This is a genomic window from Aeromonas sp. s3, from assembly GCF_040907805.1.
In the GTDB taxonomy this organism is placed as follows: domain Bacteria; phylum Pseudomonadota; class Gammaproteobacteria; order Enterobacterales; family Aeromonadaceae; genus Aeromonas; species Aeromonas dhakensis.
Genome location: NZ_JBFOCQ010000034.1, coordinates 244,260 through 263,860, shown reverse-complemented (window position 1 = coordinate 263,860; position 19,601 = coordinate 244,260). Strand labels below are relative to the sequence as shown.

The following is a 19,601-nucleotide window of genomic DNA, read 5'->3' as shown; positions in this document are numbered from 1 at the left end:
TGTAGCGCCGATGGTAGTGTGGCATTCGCCATGCGAGAGTAGGACACTGCCAGGCACCCAATTGAAGAAGCCCGCTCATCTGAGCGGGCTTTTTTATTGCCTGAAATTCGGCTTGATTCGTATTTGACCGCTGTTCTTCGATGCATGATCAGTGCCTGCCTCACTCCTTATTCTCCACTCGACTCTCCTCTGCCGAAACCCGGCACCAGAGCTGTAATTAGGGTTGTATCTGCTTCATAACTCGGTAGAGTAAAGGGCATCTTGGGTTGGCCCGTACTCTCTCATGCTCGTTTCTCTGGTACGGATGCAACTTGGCCTGCTTTTATCAACCTTACGTCAGTGGTATCGATATGGAACAAGTAAACAAGTCCACCTTCAGCGATGTACTGGAATATGTGCGTATGTCCCGTCGTCAGAACAAGCTCAAGCGTGAAATCGCAGACAATGAGAAGAAGATCCGTGACAACCAGAAGCGGGTGCTGCTGCTCGACAACCTGAGCGATTACATCAAGCCTGGCATGAGCATCGATGAGGTTCAGGCCATCATCGCCAACATGCGCGCCGACTATGAGGAGCGGGTGGATGATCACATCATCAAAAACGCCGAGCTCTCCAAGGAGCGTAAAGACCTGAGCTCCAAGCTCAAGGCGATGAGCTCCAGCAAGTAAGCTCGCTCATTATTCTCCCAAAACACCGGCCCATGGCCGGTGTTTTGCTTTCTGCCATCAGCTCGGATCTCTCGCCGCTCTACAACAATCGGCTCCCCTTTTCATGATCGCCCTGTTACCATCACTACAAAGCGGTCAATAGATTTCAAGCCATTGACTTGAAACGACTAAGCTTGAGTCAAACACAATAAATTGCGCAACCATGGTGGGGCTGATATGGGCGCATCAGAACAGACGGATTTGAACAAAGTGGCATATCAGGATTCATCTGTCCCAAGCGCGGACGGCAAGTACAAGCGCAAGCGTCGTCCCTGGTGGCGCTGGTTGTTCTGCTTTCTCTTTTTGCTGTGCCTGGCCGCCGTGATTGCTCTGGTGGGCTATGAGATGCAGACATCGCGCCTGCAGTCGCAGGAGATCTCCCGCTATGCCGCCAAGCTGACCTATCAGGTCGAGCCCGGTCTTAGCAAGCAGATTGCCTTCCCCGAGGATGGCCCCTTCGACAAGCGGCTGGGTTATGTGCTGCTGCCCATGATGCAGGAGCGTCTGCTGCAGCGCGGCTATCAGGTCAGCGAGCAGGTGCATTTCTCCGATGCCTTGTATGACTACGCCAGCCGCGGCTTCTTTGTCCCCTATACCGAGAAGGTCCAGGCCGGTCTGACCCTGCATGATTGCCGGGCAGAGCCCTTCTATCAGTTCAAGTATCCGACCCACTATTATCCGGACTTTGCCTCCATCCCGCCGCTGGTGATCCAGTCGCTGCTGTTCATCGAGAACCGCGATCTGCTCAGCAATGAGCATCCGCTGGCCAACCCGGCCGTGGACTGGCCCCGTTTTGCCAAGGCGGCCATGTCCCAGGTGGGCAAGGCGCTGGATATGCAGGATCAGTCGGCCGGCGGCAGTACCCTAGCGACCCAGGTCGAGAAGTACCGCCACTCGCCGGATGGCCTGACGCTCTCCCCCACCGAGAAGATCCGCCAAATGGCGTCCGCCAGCGTGCGGGCTTACCGGCTTGGGCCGGAGACCCTGGAGGCACGCAAGCTGGTTGCCTGGGCCTACCTCAACTCGGTGCCACTCTCGGCGGCCCCCGGTTATGGCGAGGTGCACGGTCTGGGTGATGGCCTCTGGGTCTGGTTCGGTGCCAATGTTGACGAGGTGAACCGGCTGCTGGATCCCGCTCGCAACCAGGATGCCTCGTTGGCGGAGCAGGGGCTGGCGCTGCGTCAGGTAGTCTCGTTGATGATTGCCCATCGCCGCCCCTCCTATTACCTGGCTCAGGGACGAGAGGCTCTGGCCACTCTGACCGACAGCTATCTGCGCCTGTTCGTGCAGGAAGGGATGATCACGCCGCCGCTGATGGAGGCTGCGCTGAAGGCCAAGATCACCTTCCGTGATTTCCTGCAGTCCCCCGCGGTGACCAAGGTCAACAACAACAAAGGGTTGCAGGTTGCCCGTACCCGTCTCAGCCGTCAGCTCGGGGTGCAGCTCTACGATCTGGACCGGCTCGATCTGACGGCCGATACCAGCCTCAACATGCCGCTGCAAAACGAGGTTTCCCATTACCTGCAACAGTTGGCTGATCCGACGTTTGCCGCTCAGGTTGGCCTGTTTGGTGAGCGCCTGCTCTCGCCGGAGAAGACGGGGGATGTGAAGTACAGTTTCACCCTGTTCGAGAAATCGCCGCAAGGCTTCAAGGTGCGGGTGCAGACCGACAACACGGATCAGCCGTTTGACATCAACGAGGGCAGCAAGCTGGAGCTGGGCTCTACCGCCAAGCTGCGGGTGCTGACCACCTATCTGGAGATCGTCTCCGAGCTGCACGACAGTTATGCCGGCATGTCGGCCGAGAGCCTGCGCAAGATTGAGGTGTCGGATCAGGACAACATCAGCCGTTGGGCCGTCTCTTACCTGATGACCGCCAAGGACAAGAGCCTGCCCCTGATGCTGGAGGCTGCGCTGGATCGCAAGTATTCCGCCAGCCCGAACGAGGGTTTTTTCACCGGCGGCGGCATGCACACCTTCAACAACTTCCGGCGCGAAGACAACGGCCGCATTCCGGCCATTCGCGATGCCCTGCGTGAGTCCATCAACCTGCCGTTCGTACGCTTGATGCGCGATATCGTTCGCTACAGCCTCTATCGGGAGGGCAACCGCGCCCAGTTGCTCAAGGATGACAAGGATCCGCGCCGCACCGAATATCTGGCCAAGTTTGCAGACAAGGAGGGACAGACCTACCTGCTGCGCTTCTGGCGCAAATACCGTGGCAAGGCTCCGGAGGAGCAGCTCGACACCTTCCTGGATGGCCTCAAACCCAGCGCTGTGCGCCTTGCCGCCGTGCACCGCTACCTGATGCCGGATGCCTCGCAGGAGACCTTCGCGGCCTTCCTGGCCAAACGTCTGCCGCGGGAGAAGCTGAGTGAGCGGCGCATCGAACAGCTCTACACCAGCTATGGTCCCGGCAAGTATTCGCTGCCGGATCAGGGCTATATCGCCCGGGTACACCCGCTGGAGCTGTGGTTGCTCTCCTATCTCAAGGAGTTTGACAAGGCGACCTTCGCCGATGCCGTCGAGGCGAGCCGGGACGAGCGCCAAGAGGTCTACAGCTGGCTGTTCAAGACCCGTCACCGCAGCGCCCGCGACAGCCGGATCCGCACCATGCTGGAGGTCGAGGCCTTCCTCGATATCCATCAGCGCTGGGCCAGACTGGGCTATCCGTTCGATCACCTGGTGCCGTCGCTGGCGACCGCGCTGGGCAGCTCGGGCGACCGCCCTGCTGCGTTGGCCGAGCTGATGGGGATCATCCAGAATGGCGGCATCCGCGCGCCGACCCTGCGCATCGAGCACCTCTCGTTTGCCAAGGGCACGCCGTTCGAGACAGAGTTCACGCCGGCGCAGACCGAGGGGACCCGGGTATTGCCGGTCGAGGTGGCCACCGCCCTGCGCAACGCGTTGTCGAAGGTGGTGGAAGGGGGCACCGCCAGGCGCATCGCCGGTGCCTTCGCCCTGCCGGACGGCACAGTGCTGCAGATGGGGGGCAAGACGGGGACCGGTGACAACCGGATCGAGACGGTGGGCCGCTACGGCAACGTGACCAGCTCGCTGGCCCGCAACCGGACCGCGACCTTCGTCTTCTACATCGGGGATGATCACTTCGGCACCCTGACGGCCTATGTGCCCGGCAGCCAGTCCGACAAGTTCCGCTTCACCTCGGCTCTGCCGGTACAGGTGCTCAAGGGGATGGCGCCGCTGCTGATGCCCTATCTGCAACCGGAAACCCACACCCAGTGCGTAGCGGGTAACTGACGCTTCACGCCATGAAAAACGGGGCCGTATAGGCCCCGTTTCATTTTGTGTTGACCGCCGCCTGTCGGCGAACGTGAGTCATCACTTACAGCAGATCTTCGATCTCGCCGCGCAGATACTGGTACATCTCGCGATAGGCCACCGGCGGCTTGTTCAGCTCCCGCTCCTTGTTGGCGGTGCGGATCAGCTGGCGCAGCTTCTGGCGGTCCAGCTCGTGGAACTGGGACATCAGCTCGTTGAGGGCGCTGTCGCCTTCGTTGATCAGCCGCTCGCGCCACTGTTCCAGCCGGTGCAGGCGGGCGTTGACGGTGGAGTGGCGATTCTTGATGATGGAGAGCGCCTCGACGATGGGCTCCACATCGCGGCTGCGCATCAACCGGCCGATGAACTGCAGGTGGCGACGGAAAGACTCGTCCTTCTTCGGCTTGAGCTTGCGGCCCAGTTCGACCGCTTCGGCCAGCTCTTCATCCAGCGGGATCTTCTCCAGTTCGCTGTGGCTGAGGGAGACGATCTCTTCCCCCATCTTCTGCAGTGCCTCGGCATCACGCTTGAGCTGGCTCTTGCTGGGGCCCCAGTCTTCCCACTCGTTGTCGTCTTGATATTGACTCATCGGTCTCTTGATTCCTGTCATTCACGTTTGGCGGATATGTTACCAGCTTCTCCCGCTGGGCGCAGGGGTCTGATATGCTTAGCCCCTTTCCTTCCTTCATACAGATGTGAGTTATGGATCAGCAAGACCAAATCCGCCAGGATCAAGCCCATCTCGAGGCCGTGGTTGCCGAGGCCCTGGATATCGCCAAGGGACTGGGCGCCTCGCTGGCCGAAGTCTCCATCAGCAAACAGACCGGGTTGTCGGTCAACACCCGCGGTTGTGAACTGGAAAGCATCGAATTCAACAAGGATGGTGCGCTCGGCATCGCCGTCTATCGCGATGGCTGCAAGGGATCCTCGTCCACCACGGATCTGAGCCCGTCAGCCATTCGCGCCGCCGTGGAAGCGGCCATGGAGATTGCTCGCCATACCTCCCCTGATGAGTGCGCCGGTCTGGCAGATGCAGATCTGCTGGCCTGGAACGCCCCGGATCTGCAGCTGTGCCACCCGGTCGCGCTGGATCCCCAATATGGCATCGAGCTGGCCACCGAGTGCGAGCGGTTGGCGCTGGGGCGCGATGCCCGTATCAAGCACTCCGACGGCGCTGGTTTCTCCAGCCACCTCGGCATCAAGGTCTATGGCAACAGTCATGGCTTCGTCAAAGGCTATGCCGCCTCGCGCAACTCCCTGAGCTGCGTGTTGATCGGCGAGCAGGACGGCGACATGCAGCGTGATTACGGTTACTCCTCCAGCCGTACCTTGGAGGGCCTCTGGAGCCCGCAGCGCATTGCCGATGAGGCGGTGGAGCGCACCGTCTCCCGCCTCGGTGCCCGCAAGATCGCCACCCGCCATGCACCCGTGCTGTTCCATCCCGATACCGCGGCCGGGCTCTGGGGTCATTTGGTGATGGCCATCAGCGGCGGCAACCTCTACCGCAAGTCGAGCTTCCTGCTGGACAAGCTGGGCAAGCAGATCCTGCCCGAATGGCTCACCATCCAGGAATTCCCCCACCTGCTGGGAGGGCTCGCCAGTACCCCGTTCGATGGGGAAGGGGTGCTGACCCGCGACATGGACATAGTGCGCAATGGCGAGCTGATGAGCTGGCTGTTGACCTCCTACTCCGCCCGCAAGCTGGGGCTGACCAGCACTGGCCACGCCGGTGGCATCCATAACTGGCAGGTCTCCAGCACAGGTCAGGATTTCAATGGCATGCTCAAGGAGATGGGCACCGGCCTGCTGGTGACCGAGTTGATGGGGCAGGGGGTCAACATCGTCAATGGTGACTACTCCCGCGGCGCCGCCGGTTTCTGGGTGGAGAACGGCGAGATAGCCTATCCGGTCGAAGAGATCACCATCGCCGGCAATCTGGCCGAGATGTTCAGCCACATAGTGGCGGTGGGCAGCGACGAAGATGAGCGCTCCAGCCTCAAGACGGGCTCTGTGCTGGTCGAGAACATGAAGCTGGCGGGACACTGACCCCGCCATCCCGCCGATCCGCGCTCATGAAAAAGGCCCCTCGCTGTGCGAGGGGCCTTTTTGTATCGGCTTTGCTCAGGGGCGGCAATCAGCCCTTGATGCGCTCGATGCGGCCGCCGAGGCCTTGCAGCTTCTGCTCGATGTCTTCGTAGCCGCGGTCGATGTGGTAGATGCGGTCGACTATGGTGGAGCCTTCGGCCACGAAGCCGGCCAGCACCAGACTGGCGGAGGCGCGCAGATCGGTTGCCATCACCTGGGCACCCTTGAGCTGCTCGGTGTCGCGGCAGATGGCCACGTTGCCCTGCAGTTCGATGTCGGCGCCCATCCGTACCAGTTCAGGCACGTGCATGAAACGGTTCTCGAAGATGGTCTCTGTGACCATGCCGGTGCCCTTGGCTACCGCGTTCAGCACGGTGAACTGGGCCTGCATGTCGGTCGGGAAGGCCGGGTAGGGGGCGGTCTTGATGGTGACCGGCTTGAGGGTGCGACCAGTCATGTCGAGGGTGATCCAGTCTTCACCCTTCTCAATCAGGGCACCGGCCTCTTCCAGCTTGACCAGAACTGCTTCCAGCAGGGTCGGGTCGGTGTTGCGGCAGGTGATCTTGCCGCCGGTGACCGCGGCGCCCACCAGGAAGGTACCGGTTTCGATACGGTCAGGCTGGACGCTGTAACTGCCCCCGTGCAGACGCTCGACGCCGTCGATGATCAGGGTGTCGGTGCCAGCGCCCTGGATCTTGGCGCCCAGCGCGTTGAGGAAGTGGGCCAGATCGACCACTTCCGGCTCGCGCGCGGCGTTTTCGATCACGGTACGGCCGTCAGCCAGGGTGGCGGCCATCATCAGGTTTTCGGTACCGGTGACGGAGACCATATCCATCAGGATGTGGGCACCCTTCAGGCGACCGTCGACGCGGGCCTTGATGTAACCCTCTTCGATGACGATCTTGGCGCCCATCAGCTCCAGACCGTGCACGTGCAGGTTGACCGGACGGGCACCGATGGCGCAGCCGCCGGGCAGGGAGACGTCAGCCGCGCCAAAACGGGCGGCCAGCGGGCCCAGCGCCAGGATGGAGGCGCGCATGGTTTTCACCAGCTCGTAGGGGGCGACGTGGTTGTTCACGGCGCCGGTCAGTACGGTCACGTTGCCGTTCACCTTGGTGGTGGCGCCCAGCATCTCCAGCAGCTTGATGGTGGTCCCCACGTCTTTCAGACGCGGTACGTTGGAGAGGTGGATCTCCTCGTCACACAGCAGGGTGGCGAACAGGATCGGCAGAGCGGCGTTCTTGGCGCCAGAGATGGTCACTTCGCCGTTGAGAGTACAACGACCATCGATCTTGAATTTGTCCATTTACGTTTGATACCAATCAGGAGGGCAGTAGAAATTTACGTTCGCGTTTCCACTCGGCATCGGTAAAGGCCTTGATGGAGAGTGCGTGAATGGCGTTGCTGGCGATCTTGTCCATCAGCGGGGCATAGATGGCCTGCTGCTTCTTGACCCGGCTCATGCCGTCAAACATGTCACCGACGGCGATCACTTGGTAGTGACTGCCATCCCCTTTGACATGGACTTCGGACAATGGCAGAGCCTCGAGGAGTATCGCTTCAATTTCAGAGACTTGCATTATGCGTCCTCAGTTGTGAGCGGGGTTGATTGAAACAATCCGGCCACCCCGTAGAGGTTGGCCAGGGTATAGAAATCAGCGGAGGCGCCCACCAGTTGCGGTGTGGCGCCTCGTGCCAGAGCGGCTTTGGCCCATTTGACCAGCAGGGCCAGCCCGGCGGAATCCAGCGTGGTCACGTCGCCGAGCTCGAGTAGGTCCTCCTGCCACCAGTCAGCCCGCCGTTGCCACAGCTCAATCACCTGAGCCGCCTGCAGCTCGCCGCTCAGTCTCATGACTTGAGCACCAGCGGCTTGGCATTGTGGGCGCGCAGCTGGGCGATCACCGCATCGATGCCGTTCTGGCGAATGAGGCCACCCAGCTCGTTCTGTTTGGCAGAGAGCAGGCTGATCCCCTCGGCGACCATGTCGAAGGCTTTCCATTCGCCGGTCTTGTTGTTCTTGCGCAGCTTGAACTCGAGGAAGATGTCCGGCTTGCCGGCCTCTTTCACGCTGACGTTGACGGCGGTGATGTTGCTGTCACCGGCGGCCTTGCCCGGCTCGACCTTGACGGTCTGCTTGTCGAAATGGGCCAGGGCGTCGGCGTAGGAGCTCACCATGTACTCGGTGAACACCTCGACGAAGGCGTCACGCTGGGCCGGGGTGGTCTGCTTGATCTGGTTGCCGAGCACCTTGTAGGCGGCGAAGCGGTTGTCCACGTAGGGCAGCAGCTCTTCGCGGATGATCACCCGCAGGTGATCCGGGTTGCTCTTCACCTGAGCCTGATCGGATTTCAGGCGGGCGAAGGTCTGCTTGGCTGCCTGATCCACCAGGGCGTAGGGGTCGGTGGCGTCGGTGGCTTGCGCGGTCAGGGAAAACAGCATGCTGGTCATCAGGCCCAGCAACAGGGCGATTTTCTTGAACATGGTTACTCCTTACTTGCTGTCTGACTTGGTGTCGGAAGACTGGCTGTAGAGGAATTTGCCAATCAGGTCTTCCAGCACAATGGCGGATTTGGTGTCTTCAATCATGTCGCCATCCTTGAGCATGCTGGTGCCCATCTCCTCATCGGTAAAACCGGGTACCAGGCCGATGTACTGCTCACCCAGCAGGCCTGAGGTCAGGATGGAGAGGGTGCTGGTCTCGGAGAACTCGCCGGCGCTCTTCTGCATCTGCAGGGAGACGACCGGAACCTGGCTCTTGGCGTCCAGGCTGATGTCGCTGACCCGACCGACCACCACGCCGCCCACCTTGACCGGAGAGCGTACTTTCAGGCCGCCGATATTATCGAAATGGGCGCGCAGGGTATAGGTTTCTCCTTCCGGTTTGAAGCTCAAACCGGCCACTTGCAGTGCCAATGCCAGAATGGCACCGATGCCGGCCAGCATGAAGGTGCCAACCAGGAATTCTACTTTGCTGAACTTCATCTTTACCTTATCCAAACATGACTGCGGTGAGTATAAAATCCAGGCCGAGCACGGCCAGGGAGGAGTGGACCACGGTACGGGTCGTGGCCTGACTGATCCCGGCCGAGGTCGGCTTGGCATCATAACCGTTAAAGAGCGCAATCCAGGTGACCACCAGGGCGAAGATCAGGCTCTTGATGGCGCCCTGCATGATGTCATCCTGCCAGTCGACGGAGGCCTGCATGGCGGACCAGAAGCCCCCCTCATCGACCCCCAGCCAGTCCACCCCGACCAGCTTGCCGCCGAAGATGCCGATCAGGCTGAACATGAAGGCCAGCAGCGGCATGCTGATGACCCCGGCCCAGAAGCGCGGCGCCACCACCCGACGCAGCGGATCCACCGCCATCATCTCGAGGCTCGAGAGCTGCTCGGTGGCCTTCATCAGGCCGATTTCGGCGGTGAGGGCGGAGCCCGCACGACCGGCAAACAGCAGGGCGGTCACCACCGGGCCCAGTTCCCGCAGCAGGGAGAGGGAGACCAGCGGGCCCAGGCTCTGCTCGGCGCCAAAGTCCTTCAGGACGTTGTAGCCTTGCAGCGAGAGCACCATGCCAATGAACAGGCCCGACACCAGAATGATGGCGACCGACTGCACCCCGACCACATAGAGCTGCTGTACCAGCAGCGGAAAGTGCTTGCGCGGCGCGGGTTTGCCCGCCAACGCGTGAAACAACATGATGGTGGCGCGGCCGATGGCGCTGATGAACCGCACCCCGCTTCGCCCGAGTTTGCTTACCTGGCTTGTCAACATCAGAGATCCTGTAGCAGCTCGCCTGCCGGAAAATGAAACGGAACAGGACCGTCGGGCAGTCCCTTCAGGAACTGCTCGACCTCGGGATTGTGCTCCTCGCGCAGCTGGGCCGGCGTGCCGTGCGCCACCACCTTGCGGTTGGCGATGATATAGGCGTAGTCGGCGATGCTCAGCACCTCCTTCACGTCGTGGGTGACGATGACGGAGGTGATGCCGAGGGCATCGTTCATATCCTTGATGAGCTTCACCAGCACCGCCATGGTGATGGGATCCTGGCCGACGAACGGCTCGTCATACATGATGAGGTCCGGATCCAGCGCGATGGAGCGGGCCAGCGCCGCACGTCTGGCCATGCCGCCGGAGAGTTCGGACGGCATCAGTCTTGCCGCGCCGCGCAAGCCCACCGCCTGCAGCTTCATCATGACGATGGTGTGGATCAGCTCTTCTGGCAGGCCGGAGTGCTCGCGCAGCGGGAAGGCCACGTTGTCGTATACCGTCATGCCGGTGAACAGGGCGCCGCTCTGGAACAGCATGCTCATCCGCTTGCGCACTTCGTACAGGCGCGAGCGGGAGAGGGTGGGGATATCTTCCCCGTCAAACAGGATATGACCGGACTCGGGCTTGAGCTGGCCGCCGATCAACCGCAGCAAGGTGGTCTTGCCGATGCCGCTGGGGCCCATGACCGCAGTGACCTTGCCACGGGGAATGGTCAGGTTTATCCCGTCGTATAACAGCCGATCTCCGTGACTGAAGGTCAGGTCGGAGATGGTGATCAGGTCATCGTTCAAACAATTGTCCATCCGGTGTAAATGAAGAGCGAATTTTATGGGCTAGTCTAGGTCTAAGCAACAGCAAGGAACAACTATTGAACAGTCTGCCCATCCAGACGCGCGACAGTTTTTTGTAACCAATTGTCTCTCTTTTACGCCCAAGAAGTATCCGATTCGCTTATCTCGACAGACTTTTTTATAATCCCGCAGCAAATTTCAGCCCGGAGCTGTGCCTTTATGTCTGTAAAGTCTGAAAAAGTGTCTGAACTGTTCGATTTTCGTCGCAGCGCCCGTACCGTGCTGGACATCGAGAAACAAGCGATTGATGGACTCTACCAGTACCTGAACGATGCCTTCGATCAGGCGTGCGAGATGATACTGCGCTGTAGTGGCAAGATAGTGGTCACCGGCATGGGCAAGTCAGGTCATGTCGGAAGCAAGATAGCTGCGACCCTGGCCAGCACCGGCACGCCCGCCTTCTTCCTCCATCCGGGTGAAGCCAGCCACGGCGATCTGGGGATGATCTCCGGCGGCGATCTCATCATCGCCATCTCCAACTCCGGTGAGAGCGACGAGATCCTGGCCCTGCTGCCGGTACTCAAGCGCCGCGGCATTCCGCTCATCTGCATGACCGGCAACCCGGCCTCCACCATGGCAAAAGAAGCCAACGTGCACCTGTGCATCAAGGTGGAGAAGGAAGCCTGCCCGCTGGGGCTGGCGCCGACCTCCAGTACTACCGCGACCCTGGTGATGGGCGATGCGCTGGCTGTGGCCCTGCTGGAAGCCCGCGGTTTTACCGCCGACGATTTCGCGCTCTCTCACCCGGGCGGGTCGCTCGGCAAGCGCTTGCTGCTGCGAGTCGGCGATCTGATGCACAGCGGCGAGCTGTTGCCCCAGGTGGGGATAGATGCCACCATCAGCCAGGCACTGCTGGAAGTGAGTCGCAAGGGGCTCGGCATGACGGCGGTGGTTGATGGCAACGGCGTGCTGGCCGGCCTGTTCACCGATGGCGACCTGCGCCGCATTCTGGATCTGCAGGTGGATATCCATCACACCCCGATCAGCCGCGTCATGACGGTGAACTGTGTTACCGTGGGACCAGAGATGATGGCGGCCGAGGCCGTCAAGCTGATGGAAACCAGAAAGATCAACGGATTACTGGTCGTGGATGGCGACAAGCGCCCGCTGGGGGCCTTCAACATGCACGACCTGCTGAAAGCCGGAGTAATTTGATGCAAAACGTACCGACCCTCTATGGTCCGGTGACGCGCAGCCAGTTTGATCAGGCGGCGCAGATCCGCCTGCTGGTGTGCGATGTGGACGGGGTGCTCTCCAACGGCCTCATCTACATGGGAAATGACGGCGAAGAGCTGAAAACCTTCTGTACCCGCGACGGTGCCGGCATGCGGGCGCTGCTCAATGCCGGCATCGAGATTGCCATCATTACCGGGCGCAACTCCCGCATCGTTAGCGATCGGATGAAGAGCCTGGGGGTGCAGCACCTGGTGCAAGGGGCGGATCAGAAGCTGCCCCACTTCGAGGCGCTGCTAGCCAAGCTGGAGCTGGATGCATCGCAAGCAGCCTATATGGGAGATGACACCATCGATCTGCCGGTGATGCAGGCGTGTGGCCTCGGCATTGCCGTGGCCGACGCCCATCCGCTGGTGCTGGCGCGCGCCGACATGGTGACCCGGCTGGCCGGTGGGGTGGGGGCGGTGCGTGAGGTGTGCGATCTCATCCTGCAGGCCCAGGGGCTGGGTGATTATCAGCCAGAGGCCTCGGTATGAGCAGACAGACCCTGTTGTTCGCCCTGCTGTTTCTGGTGGCGCTGGCGGCCTGGCAGCTCGGCGATATCGAGCTGGCACCGGAGCCGACCACCAAGGTGGAAAATTATCAGCCGGACTTCACCGCCAAGAATCTGGTGACGACCCGCTTCAATGCCGAGGGACTGCGTACCGAACGGCTCGAGTCCCGCTACGCGGAGTATTACCAGATCCTGGAACAGGCCACCTTCGACAAGCCGGTGGTCTACATGTTCGACAAGCAGGGCGAAGCCGAGTGGAAGGTCAACGCCGAGACCGGGGTGCTCAACACCGATGACAACGTGATCCTGCGGGACAAGGTACATCTGGACGGTCTGCTGCCCACCTCCTTCATCTCCACGCTGGATACCCCCTATCTGGAGCTGGATCTGGTGACCCAGAACGTGAGAAGCAATCAGCAGGTCAGCATAGTGGGTAAGGACTTCCAGACCGAGGGCGTTGGCCTGAAGGGTCATCTGGAACGCAAATATTTCGAATTACTGGATCAGGGCCATGCCATCTATTTCAATGAAAAACGCTAATCTGGCCCTCGCGGCCCTGCTGCTGTGCGGCACCGTGAGCGCCAAAGAGTCCGACTTTGCCGAGAAGGTCTATGTGGACGCGGTCAAGCAAGTGGCCGAGCTGCAGGACAACCGCATCACCTTCGAACAGGATGTGACCATCACCCAGGGTTCCATCAAGATCAAGGCCGACAAGGTGGTGGTAATCCGCTCCGGTGAGAAGGGGGCCGAGGTGATGACGGCCTATGGCAAGCCAGCCACCTTCTTCCAGATCCTGGACAACGGCAAGCCGGTCAATGCCCACGGCAACAGCATTCGCTATGAGCTCAAGAACCGGCTGGTGACCATCACCGGCGATGGCCAGCTCAAGCAGGAAGACAGCCAGGTCAATGGCGATCTCATTCGCTACGACATCGTCAAACAGAAGATGGTTGCCGAGAGCAAGACCCCGAACCAGCGGGTCAAGACGGTGTTCCTGCCGGATCAGGTCGAGAGTTTCGACAAGCCGGCCGATCAGAAGAAGCAGGGAAAATAAGCCATGGCAGTGTTGAAAGCAGCCGGCCTGCAGAAGAGCTACAAGCGCCGCATGGTGGTCAGCGATGTGAGCCTGGAAGTGGGCACCGGCCAGATCGTCGGCCTGCTCGGCCCGAACGGCGCCGGCAAGACCACCTCCTTCTACATGATCGTGGGGCTGGTGCAGAGCGATGCCGGTCTCATCACCATCGATGATCAGGACATCAGCCTGCAACCCATGCATATCCGTGCTCGCAACGGCATCGGCTATCTGCCGCAGGAGGCCTCCATCTTCCGGCGCCTGTCGGTGTTCGACAACCTGATGGGGGTCATGCAGACCCGCAAGGGACTGAGCCGCGAGGAGCGGGAGGACAAGGTCCAGCAGCTGCTGGAAGAGTTCAACATCACCCATATCCGCGACAGCCTGGGGCAGAGCCTGTCGGGCGGTGAGCGGCGCCGGGTCGAGATCGCCCGTGCACTGGCGGCAGAGCCGCGTTTTATCCTGCTGGATGAACCTTTTGCCGGGGTAGACCCCATTTCTGTGATAGACATCAAGAAGATCATCCAGCACCTCAAAGATAGAGGCCTGGGCGTCTTGATCACCGACCACAACGTCAGAGAGACTCTGGACGTATGTGAGAAGGCCTATATCGTCAGCCACGGCAAGATGATTGCCGAAGGTGCACCGGCGGAAATACTCGCCGATGAGCAGGTCAAGCGCGTCTATTTGGGCGATCAATTCAGTCTATAGTAAGGGGGCATCTCTTCATTTCCTGTGACGACTGCCTCGCTGACCATAAGGATATCCCGACGTAGATGAAGCCGACATTACAGTTGCGTCTCGGTCAGTCCCTGACCATGACGCCGCAATTACAACAAGCGATTCGTCTGCTCCAGCTCTCCACTCTGGAACTCCAGCAGGAAATTCAGCAAGCGCTCGACAACAACCCCTTGCTGGAGCAAGAGGAAAACGACGTTCAGGAGACCAGCCCGGTCGACCAGGTGGACGTCAGCCAGCTCGACTCCAGCGATGCCATGGCCCAGGATCAGATGCCGGACGAACTGCCGGTGGATACCACCTGGGAAGAGGTTTATTCGGCCGGCACGGCCCAGAGCGCAGGCCCCATCCATGACGGGGAAGACAGCATCTATCAGGGGGAGACAACCGAGAACCTGCAGGACTACCTGTTGTGGCAGATGCGCTTGACCCCGTTCAGCGACGTGGATGCCGCCATCGCCCTCGCCATCATAGATGCCATCGACGAATCTGGTTACCTGACGGTGTCGCTTGAGGATATTCAGGCGGCGGTGAGCAGCGAGGATGTCGAGGTGGAGCTCGATGAAGTGGAGGCCGTGCTCAAGCGGGTGCAGCATTTCGATCCGGTCGGCATCGCCGCCCGCTCGGTGCAGGAGTGCCTGCTGATCCAGCTGGGCCAATACTCCCCTGACTTGCCCTGGCTTAACGAAGCCAGGGAGGTGATCCTCGAGCACATGGATCTGCTCGGCAACCGCGATTACCGCACCTTGGCCCGCAAGACCAAGCTGAAGGAGAACGACCTCAAGGAGGTGCTGGATCTCATCCAGCAGCTGGAGCCGCGGCCCGGCAACGGCGTCATCCAGAGCGAATCCCAGTACGTGATCCCGGATGTCTCCGTGGTCAAGAAGGGCAACAAGTGGGTGGTCGAGCTCAACCCTGACTCGGCCCCGCGCATCCGGGTCAACGAGACCTATGCCGCCATGGCCAGACAGGCCCGTACCAGTCAGGATACCCAGTTCATCCGCTCCCACCTGCAGGAAGCCAAGTGGTTCATCAAGAGTCTGGAGAGTCGCAACGACACCCTGCTCAAGGTGGCCAGCTGCATCGTCGAGCAGCAGCAGGGCTTCTTCGAATACGGTGAAGAGGCCATGAAACCCATGGTGCTCAACGACATCGCCGAAGCGGTGGAGATGCACGAGTCGACCATCTCGCGGGTGACTACCCAGAAGTACATGCACACGCCGCGCGGCATCTTCGAACTGAAGTTTTTTTTCTCCAGCCATGTAAACACCGAGGGAGGAGGAGAGTGCTCATCGACCGCAATTCGCGCGCTCATCAAGAAGCTGGTCACGGCGGAGAATCCCGCCAAGCCGCTAAGTGATAGCAAGATCGCGGATTTGCTGGCCGAACAGGGTATTATGGTGGCGAGACGCACGATCGCAAAGTACCGTGAATCCTTGTTGATCCCGCCATCCAATCAGCGCAAACGCCTGGTTTAGGCAAAACAAAAGGAAGACGTTATGCAAATCAACCTGACCGGACACCATGTCGAGATCACCGAAGCTCTGCGTGATTATGTGAACAACAAATTTGCCAAACTCGAGCGTCACTTTGACCACATCAACAATGTTCATGTGGTGTTGAGCGTAGAAAAACTGAACCAGATCGCCGAAGCCAAGCTGCATGTCAGCGGGGGTGAGGTGTTCGCCAACTCGCAGCATGCCGACATGTATGCGGCGATTGATACCCTGCTGGACAAGCTGGATCGGCAGATCATCAAGCACAAAGATAAGTTAAACCAAAAATAACCATGCAACTTGAACACATACTGAGTCGGGACTGCACCAAAAGTGCGGTCCCTTGTACCAGCAAGAAACGCGCCCTGGAGATCATCAGCGAGTTAGCCGCTGAGCGCCTGGGGACCTCTCGTCAGGTGCTCTTCGAGTGCCTGCTGGCGCGAGAAAAGATGGGCAGTACCGGGATCGGTGCCGGTATCGCCATTCCCCACGGCCGGATCGGCGACGAGTTTCCGCCGACCGCGATCCTGATGACCTTCGCAGAGCCTATCCCTTTCGATTCCATCGACAATCAACCGGTTGACCTGCTGTTTGCCCTGCTGGTGCCGGAAAGCGAGTGCAAGCAGCACCTCAAGACCCTTTCCCTGATGGCATCCAAACTGGGCGACAAGGCGGTATGCCGCCAGTTGCGCCAGGCAACCAGCGATGAAGAACTCTATCAGATCATGACATCGGCCTGAGATGCAGGCCCTTGCAATGACGCCAAGCGGTGAGGGAACAAGATGCAATTAATAGTGGTGAGTGGGCGCTCCGGCTCGGGCAAGACAGTTGCCCTGCGTGTGCTGGAGGATCTCGGTTATTACTGCGTGGATAACCTGCCGGTCAACCTGCTGCCCCAGTTGATCGTGTCGGTCGAGAGCCAGTATGACAAGCTGGCGGTCAGCATCGATGTGCGCAACCTGCCGGCGAGTTCCGACAAGCTGGAAACCCTGCTGGCTCAGGTACGCAACGAGGGGCGTGTGGAGTTCACGAGCTTCTTCTTCGATGCGGAAAACTCCACCCTGCTCAAGCGCTACGGCGAGAGCCGCCGGCTGCACCCCCTGTCGCGCAACAAGCTGTCGCTCGACGAGGCGATCCGGGAAGAGACCCACCTGCTGGCGCCGCTCTCCTCGACGGCCGATCTGCGCATCGACACCACCAACCTCAGCATTCACGACCTGAGCGAGCTCATCAGGACCCGGGTGCTCGGCAAGAAGGAGAACGAGCTGGTGCTGGTGTTCGAGTCGTTCGGCTTCAAGTACGGTATCCCCAAGGATGCCGACTTCGTGTTCGACGCCCGCTTCCTGCCCAATCCGCACTGGATCCCGGAGCTCAAGCCTTTCACCGGCAAGGATGAGCCGGTGGCCCGCTACCTCTCCAGCCAGCCCGATGTGATGCAGTTCATCCTGCAGATCGAGAACATGCTGGCGACCTGGCTGCCCCACCTGGAGCGCAACAATCGCAGCTATGTGACGGTCGGCATTGGCTGTACCGGTGGTCAGCACAGATCGGTATTCATTGCCGAGCAGCTGGCCGGCGCCTTTCGCCTGCTGGGCAAGAACGTCCAGATCCGCCACCGCACCCTCGACAAGAGTGCGCCGCAATTTTGATGGACCAATAGGAAGATCAGATGACCGTCTCAGCCTCGGTGGAAGTGAAAAACAAACTGGGCATGCATGCCAGACCGGCCATGATGCTGTTCGAGCTGGTGCAGGGGTTCGATGCTCACGTGTTGCTGCGCAACGAAGAGGGGGTCGAGGCCGACGCGGACAGCGTGATCGGCCTGTTGATGCTGGACTCCGCCCAGGGCAAGCAGGTAGAAATTCAGGTGGAGGGGCCTGAGGAAGTGGAGGCCTTGGCCGCCGTGGTGGCGCTGTTCACCTCGGGCTTCAACGAGGAGTAACGCGCCTCGGCATGCTCAAGGTGCGCTGCGTGCCAGCGCCTTGAAGGCGGCAAAGTCTCGACAAGCCAGCAGGTTCCTGCTGGCTTTTTCGTTCATCAGCGCCAGGAACAGGTCGTAGAGCCCCATCGCCTCTTCGTAGTCGGCCTTGGCGATGGCCAGCACGAAGATGAGGGTGGCGCTCTCGCCGTTGCCCCAGTCGATCCCCTGCGGGGCCAGCACGGTATAGACCAGAGTGCGGCGCGCCAGCAGGCCGAGGGAGTGGGGCAGGGCAATGCCGTCCCCCAGCAGGGTGGAGACGATCCGCTCCCGCTCCTGCAAGGATCCCCGAAAGCCGCTCTCCACCAGATCCTCCGCCTCCAGCTGGCTGCAGATGCGATCAAACAGCGCCCCCTGGCTGAGCGGTTCGCTGACCACCATGAAGTGGTCGGCATCGAAGTACTTGTCGAGCAGGTAGGGGCGGGTGCGATCGACCAGCACCAGCTTGCCGAGCTGCTCCAGCTGGTATTGGGTGGGGAAGGGGGCGACCTGCACCACTGGCACGTTCTTGTCGCTCACCTTGACGGTGCTGATGACGAAATCCTGCTCGACTCGCGCCAGCCCTTCGTAATCCCGCACCGACTCCAGTGTGGTCAATTGCAGCTGGGGATACTCCCGCTTGATGCGAGCCTCCAGCACCCGGAAGGTGGCGTTGCCCGCATCGCACAACAGCAGCGCCTGGGGACGGCGGGTGTAGCCGATGTCGTAGTGACGCTCCAGTCCAACCCCTATGTGGATCACCAGATAGCCTATCTCGTGGTGGGTCAGCCGGTAAGGGGTCTGCTTGATCCACTCCGAGATGGCCGCCAGCGTGATGTCGTAGGCGAGGGGGTAATACTGCTTGATGTGGTCCGCCAGCGGATTGTGGCTGCCAATCTGGTATTTGACCCGCAGCAGCATGGCACTGATATGGGTCTGCAGGTCGGCCCGCAGTTGCAGGTCGCCGCGCAGGTCATAGGGGTAGTGCTGGTGGATGTAGGCGAGCAGGTGCTCTACCAGCTGCTCGCTCTCGGCCGCCATGGCCGGGCTGAGCTGGGGGGCATCGGCGGTGAGGCGGGCCTGGATCTGGATGGCGAGGCAGGCTATCTCCTCTTCCCCCGGCGGGGTCAGGGTCGGCAGCTCGCCATAGGTATCGCGGGCGACCGCCAGCAGTGGCGCCGTGAGATCCTCGCCGGTGAATTGGCGCAGCTCGTGGCCCGCGGCCTGGCGCAGCAGGGCGACGGCGCAGTAGATGGCGAGCTGCTGCAGACTCTCGTCGGCCAGACGCAGCTGGTGGCGGCCGAGTTGCTCGTGGATGTGATTACCCACTACCTCCAGCGTCTTGCTGGGACAGAGGTTGGGCAGCAGGCTCTGCAGTGGGTTGCTGTGCAGCAGTTCTTGATAGAGCAGCTGGGTGAGGCAGGCGCGGATGGCCGTCTCACCCCCCTGGATCCGCATCCCCTGCCTGGGCTTGCTGTCGATGGCGAGGTCGAAGTGGGCGAGCCGATCCCGCACCTCCGCCATGTCCCCCTGCAGTGCCGCCCGGCTCAGATACCAGGTGTCCGCCAGCTCGTCGAGCTTGATGCCCTGCTCCGCCGTCAACAACAGGATCTGCAGGTGCAGCACCCGCTCGCGGCTGGTGCGAGGCAAGCCGCTCTCCTGCTCCTGGGCCGCCAGCAGCGCCGCGAACAGCTCCTGATTGTAGATCTTGAGCTGATAGCCGCTGCCGCGCTGGTGGATCAGGTGGGCGCCCCGGGTGGCGATGATCTCGTTGAGGGTCGCCACGTCGGTGCGTACTGTGCGGGTGGAGACATTGAGGCGGCGGGCCAGCTCCTCCTGCGGCAGCGGCTCGGCGTGGAGCAGGGTGAGCAGTTGCTGGAGTCTGGGATGGGGCAGCTTGGTCATGAGGGGGGATCGGACT

22 protein-coding genes are annotated in these 19,601 nt (G+C 60.8%); 13 read left to right on the top strand and 9 right to left on the bottom strand.

What is annotated here, in order from left to right; all coding sequences use genetic code 11:
• Nucleotides 1–350 precede the first annotated feature (350 nt).
• Both tmaR and AB5Y98_RS22065 read left to right on the top strand, forming a co-directional pair.
• The gene (tmaR, locus tag AB5Y98_RS22070; protein WP_005306016.1) at nt 351–668 is read left to right on the top strand and encodes a PTS system regulator TmaR; all 318 of its coding nucleotides are present in this window, start codon (nt 351–353) and stop codon (nt 666–668) included.
• 216 nt (nt 669–884) lie between these two features.
• Nucleotides 885–3,968, top strand: coding sequence for a transglycosylase domain-containing protein (locus AB5Y98_RS22065; RefSeq protein ID WP_368232953.1), 3,084 nt, complete (start codon nt 885–887; stop codon nt 3,966–3,968).
• Nucleotides 3,969–4,053: 85 nt separating this feature from the next.
• On the opposite strand, the gene yjgA is transcribed toward AB5Y98_RS22065, so the two are convergent.
• Complete coding sequence (gene yjgA, locus AB5Y98_RS22060; protein WP_010635921.1) at nt 4,054–4,578, bottom strand: ribosome biogenesis factor YjgA; 525 nt, start codon at nt 4,576–4,578, stop codon at nt 4,054–4,056.
• A gap of 113 nt (nt 4,579–4,691) precedes the next feature.
• On the opposite strand from yjgA, the gene pmbA reads away from it, so the two are divergent.
• The gene (pmbA, locus tag AB5Y98_RS22055; protein ID WP_017779766.1) at nt 4,692–6,035 is read left to right on the top strand and encodes a metalloprotease PmbA; all 1,344 of its coding nucleotides are present in this window, start codon (nt 4,692–4,694) and stop codon (nt 6,033–6,035) included.
• Nucleotides 6,036–6,123: 88 nt separating this feature from the next.
• Here the strand turns inward: pmbA and murA are convergent, their stop codons facing one another.
• Genes murA through mlaF form a run of 7 tightly spaced genes read right to left on the bottom strand, consistent with a single transcriptional unit; the run spans nt 6,124 to nt 10,643 of the window.
• On the bottom strand, nt 6,124–7,380 hold the full coding sequence (murA, locus tag AB5Y98_RS22050; protein ID WP_123247319.1) for a UDP-N-acetylglucosamine 1-carboxyvinyltransferase: 1,257 nt from the start codon (nt 7,378–7,380) through the stop codon (nt 6,124–6,126).
• A 16-nt stretch (nt 7,381–7,396) separates the two neighbouring features.
• Nucleotides 7,397–7,654, bottom strand: coding sequence for a BolA family iron metabolism protein IbaG (gene ibaG / locus AB5Y98_RS22045; protein WP_005306001.1), 258 nt, complete (start codon nt 7,652–7,654; stop codon nt 7,397–7,399).
• Complete coding sequence (locus AB5Y98_RS22040) at nt 7,654–7,926, bottom strand: lipid asymmetry maintenance protein MlaB (protein ID WP_005305991.1); 273 nt, start codon at nt 7,924–7,926, stop codon at nt 7,654–7,656. Before AB5Y98_RS22040 ends, ibaG begins: the two co-directional genes overlap by 1 nt.
• Nucleotides 7,923–8,555: a phospholipid-binding protein MlaC gene (gene mlaC / locus AB5Y98_RS22035; protein WP_005305988.1), complete on the bottom strand. Its 633-nt coding sequence runs from the start codon at nt 8,553–8,555 to the stop codon at nt 7,923–7,925. Before mlaC ends, AB5Y98_RS22040 begins: the two co-directional genes overlap by 4 nt.
• Nucleotides 8,556–8,564: 9 nt before the next feature.
• Nucleotides 8,565–9,056, bottom strand: a complete 492-nt coding sequence (gene mlaD, locus AB5Y98_RS22030) for an outer membrane lipid asymmetry maintenance protein MlaD (protein ID WP_005305985.1) — start codon at nt 9,054–9,056, stop codon at nt 8,565–8,567.
• A gap of 7 nt (nt 9,057–9,063) precedes the next feature.
• On the bottom strand, nt 9,064–9,843 hold the full coding sequence (mlaE, locus tag AB5Y98_RS22025) for a lipid asymmetry maintenance ABC transporter permease subunit MlaE (protein WP_005305981.1): 780 nt from the start codon (nt 9,841–9,843) through the stop codon (nt 9,064–9,066).
• Nucleotides 9,843–10,643, bottom strand: a complete 801-nt coding sequence (gene mlaF / locus AB5Y98_RS22020) for a phospholipid ABC transporter ATP-binding protein MlaF (protein ID WP_017766396.1) — start codon at nt 10,641–10,643, stop codon at nt 9,843–9,845. Before mlaF ends, mlaE begins: the two co-directional genes overlap by 1 nt.
• Nucleotides 10,644–10,850: 207 nt before the next feature.
• On the opposite strand from mlaF, the gene AB5Y98_RS22015 reads away from it, so the two are divergent.
• The 10 genes from AB5Y98_RS22015 (at nt 10,851) to npr (ending at nt 17,665) form a co-directional block, all read left to right on the top strand.
• On the top strand, nt 10,851–11,846 hold the full coding sequence (locus AB5Y98_RS22015; protein WP_005305976.1) for a KpsF/GutQ family sugar-phosphate isomerase: 996 nt from the start codon (nt 10,851–10,853) through the stop codon (nt 11,844–11,846).
• Entirely contained in the window at nt 11,846–12,400 is a 555-nt protein-coding gene (gene kdsC, locus AB5Y98_RS22010) for a 3-deoxy-manno-octulosonate-8-phosphatase KdsC (RefSeq protein ID WP_368232951.1), read from the top strand. The genes AB5Y98_RS22015 and kdsC overlap by 1 nt, the downstream gene beginning before the upstream one ends.
• Complete coding sequence (lptC, locus tag AB5Y98_RS22005; RefSeq protein WP_010635927.1) at nt 12,397–12,957, top strand: LPS export ABC transporter periplasmic protein LptC; 561 nt, start codon at nt 12,397–12,399, stop codon at nt 12,955–12,957. The genes kdsC and lptC overlap by 4 nt, the downstream gene beginning before the upstream one ends.
• Complete coding sequence (gene lptA, locus AB5Y98_RS22000) at nt 12,944–13,471, top strand: lipopolysaccharide transport periplasmic protein LptA (protein WP_010635928.1); 528 nt, start codon at nt 12,944–12,946, stop codon at nt 13,469–13,471. Before lptC ends, lptA begins: the two co-directional genes overlap by 14 nt.
• 3 nt (nt 13,472–13,474) lie before the next feature.
• Nucleotides 13,475–14,200, top strand: a complete 726-nt coding sequence (gene lptB, locus AB5Y98_RS21995; RefSeq protein ID WP_005305964.1) for an LPS export ABC transporter ATP-binding protein — start codon at nt 13,475–13,477, stop codon at nt 14,198–14,200.
• 65 nt (nt 14,201–14,265) lie between these two features.
• A complete protein-coding gene (locus tag AB5Y98_RS21990) occupies nt 14,266–15,705 on the top strand; it encodes an RNA polymerase factor sigma-54 (RefSeq protein ID WP_010635929.1) in 1,440 nt (479 codons plus the stop codon).
• Between the two features lie 21 nt (nt 15,706–15,726).
• On the top strand, nt 15,727–16,014 hold the full coding sequence (gene hpf / locus AB5Y98_RS21985) for a ribosome hibernation promoting factor (RefSeq protein WP_005305957.1): 288 nt from the start codon (nt 15,727–15,729) through the stop codon (nt 16,012–16,014).
• 2 nt (nt 16,015–16,016) lie between these two features.
• Complete coding sequence (ptsN, locus tag AB5Y98_RS21980; RefSeq protein ID WP_005305951.1) at nt 16,017–16,463, top strand: PTS IIA-like nitrogen regulatory protein PtsN; 447 nt, start codon at nt 16,017–16,019, stop codon at nt 16,461–16,463.
• 42 nt (nt 16,464–16,505) lie between these two features.
• Nucleotides 16,506–17,372 carry an RNase adapter RapZ gene (gene rapZ, locus AB5Y98_RS21975; RefSeq protein ID WP_368232949.1) on the top strand — a complete coding sequence of 289 codons (867 nt, stop codon included), beginning with the start codon at nt 16,506–16,508 and terminating at the stop codon, nt 17,370–17,372.
• Nucleotides 17,373–17,392: 20 nt separating this feature from the next.
• Nucleotides 17,393–17,665 (top strand): PTS phosphocarrier protein NPr, encoded by a 273-nt coding sequence (gene npr, locus AB5Y98_RS21970; RefSeq protein ID WP_368232947.1) that lies wholly within the window; start codon nt 17,393–17,395, stop codon nt 17,663–17,665.
• A gap of 15 nt (nt 17,666–17,680) precedes the next feature.
• Here npr and AB5Y98_RS21965 read toward each other — a convergent pair whose 3' ends face one another.
• The gene (locus AB5Y98_RS21965) at nt 17,681–19,585 is read right to left on the bottom strand and encodes a transcription antiterminator (protein WP_368232945.1); all 1,905 of its coding nucleotides are present in this window, start codon (nt 19,583–19,585) and stop codon (nt 17,681–17,683) included.
• Nucleotides 19,586–19,601 lie beyond the last annotated feature (16 nt).

Excerpts from the sequence above, each read along its gene's own strand:
- tmaR (WP_005306016.1), top strand. The coding sequence starts at position 351 with ATGGAACAAGTAAACAAGTCCACCTTCAGCGATGTACTGGAATATGTG.
- AB5Y98_RS22065 (WP_368232953.1), top strand. The coding sequence starts at position 885 with ATGGGCGCATCAGAACAGACGGATTTGAACAAAGTGGCATATCAGGAT.
- yjgA (WP_010635921.1), bottom strand. The coding sequence starts at position 4,578 with ATGAGTCAATATCAAGACGACAACGAGTGGGAAGACTGGGGCCCCAGC.
- pmbA (WP_017779766.1), top strand. The coding sequence starts at position 4,692 with ATGGATCAGCAAGACCAAATCCGCCAGGATCAAGCCCATCTCGAGGCC.
- murA (WP_123247319.1), bottom strand. The coding sequence starts at position 7,380 with ATGGACAAATTCAAGATCGATGGTCGTTGTACTCTCAACGGCGAAGTG.
- ibaG (WP_005306001.1), bottom strand. The coding sequence starts at position 7,654 with ATGCAAGTCTCTGAAATTGAAGCGATACTCCTCGAGGCTCTGCCATTG.
- AB5Y98_RS22040 (WP_005305991.1), bottom strand. The coding sequence starts at position 7,926 with ATGAGACTGAGCGGCGAGCTGCAGGCGGCTCAGGTGATTGAGCTGTGG.
- mlaC (WP_005305988.1), bottom strand. The coding sequence starts at position 8,555 with ATGTTCAAGAAAATCGCCCTGTTGCTGGGCCTGATGACCAGCATGCTG.
- mlaD (WP_005305985.1), bottom strand. The coding sequence starts at position 9,056 with ATGAAGTTCAGCAAAGTAGAATTCCTGGTTGGCACCTTCATGCTGGCC.
- mlaE (WP_005305981.1), bottom strand. The coding sequence starts at position 9,843 with ATGTTGACAAGCCAGGTAAGCAAACTCGGGCGAAGCGGGGTGCGGTTC.
- mlaF (WP_017766396.1), bottom strand. The coding sequence starts at position 10,643 with ATGGACAATTGTTTGAACGATGACCTGATCACCATCTCCGACCTGACC.
- AB5Y98_RS22015 (WP_005305976.1), top strand. The coding sequence starts at position 10,851 with ATGTCTGTAAAGTCTGAAAAAGTGTCTGAACTGTTCGATTTTCGTCGC.
- kdsC (WP_368232951.1), top strand. The coding sequence starts at position 11,846 with ATGCAAAACGTACCGACCCTCTATGGTCCGGTGACGCGCAGCCAGTTT.
- lptC (WP_010635927.1), top strand. The coding sequence starts at position 12,397 with ATGAGCAGACAGACCCTGTTGTTCGCCCTGCTGTTTCTGGTGGCGCTG.
- lptA (WP_010635928.1), top strand. The coding sequence starts at position 12,944 with ATGAAAAACGCTAATCTGGCCCTCGCGGCCCTGCTGCTGTGCGGCACC.
- lptB (WP_005305964.1), top strand. The coding sequence starts at position 13,475 with ATGGCAGTGTTGAAAGCAGCCGGCCTGCAGAAGAGCTACAAGCGCCGC.
- AB5Y98_RS21990 (WP_010635929.1), top strand. The coding sequence starts at position 14,266 with ATGAAGCCGACATTACAGTTGCGTCTCGGTCAGTCCCTGACCATGACG.
- hpf (WP_005305957.1), top strand. The coding sequence starts at position 15,727 with ATGCAAATCAACCTGACCGGACACCATGTCGAGATCACCGAAGCTCTG.
- ptsN (WP_005305951.1), top strand. The coding sequence starts at position 16,017 with ATGCAACTTGAACACATACTGAGTCGGGACTGCACCAAAAGTGCGGTC.
- rapZ (WP_368232949.1), top strand. The coding sequence starts at position 16,506 with ATGCAATTAATAGTGGTGAGTGGGCGCTCCGGCTCGGGCAAGACAGTT.
- npr (WP_368232947.1), top strand. The coding sequence starts at position 17,393 with ATGACCGTCTCAGCCTCGGTGGAAGTGAAAAACAAACTGGGCATGCAT.
- AB5Y98_RS21965 (WP_368232945.1), bottom strand. The coding sequence starts at position 19,585 with ATGACCAAGCTGCCCCATCCCAGACTCCAGCAACTGCTCACCCTGCTC.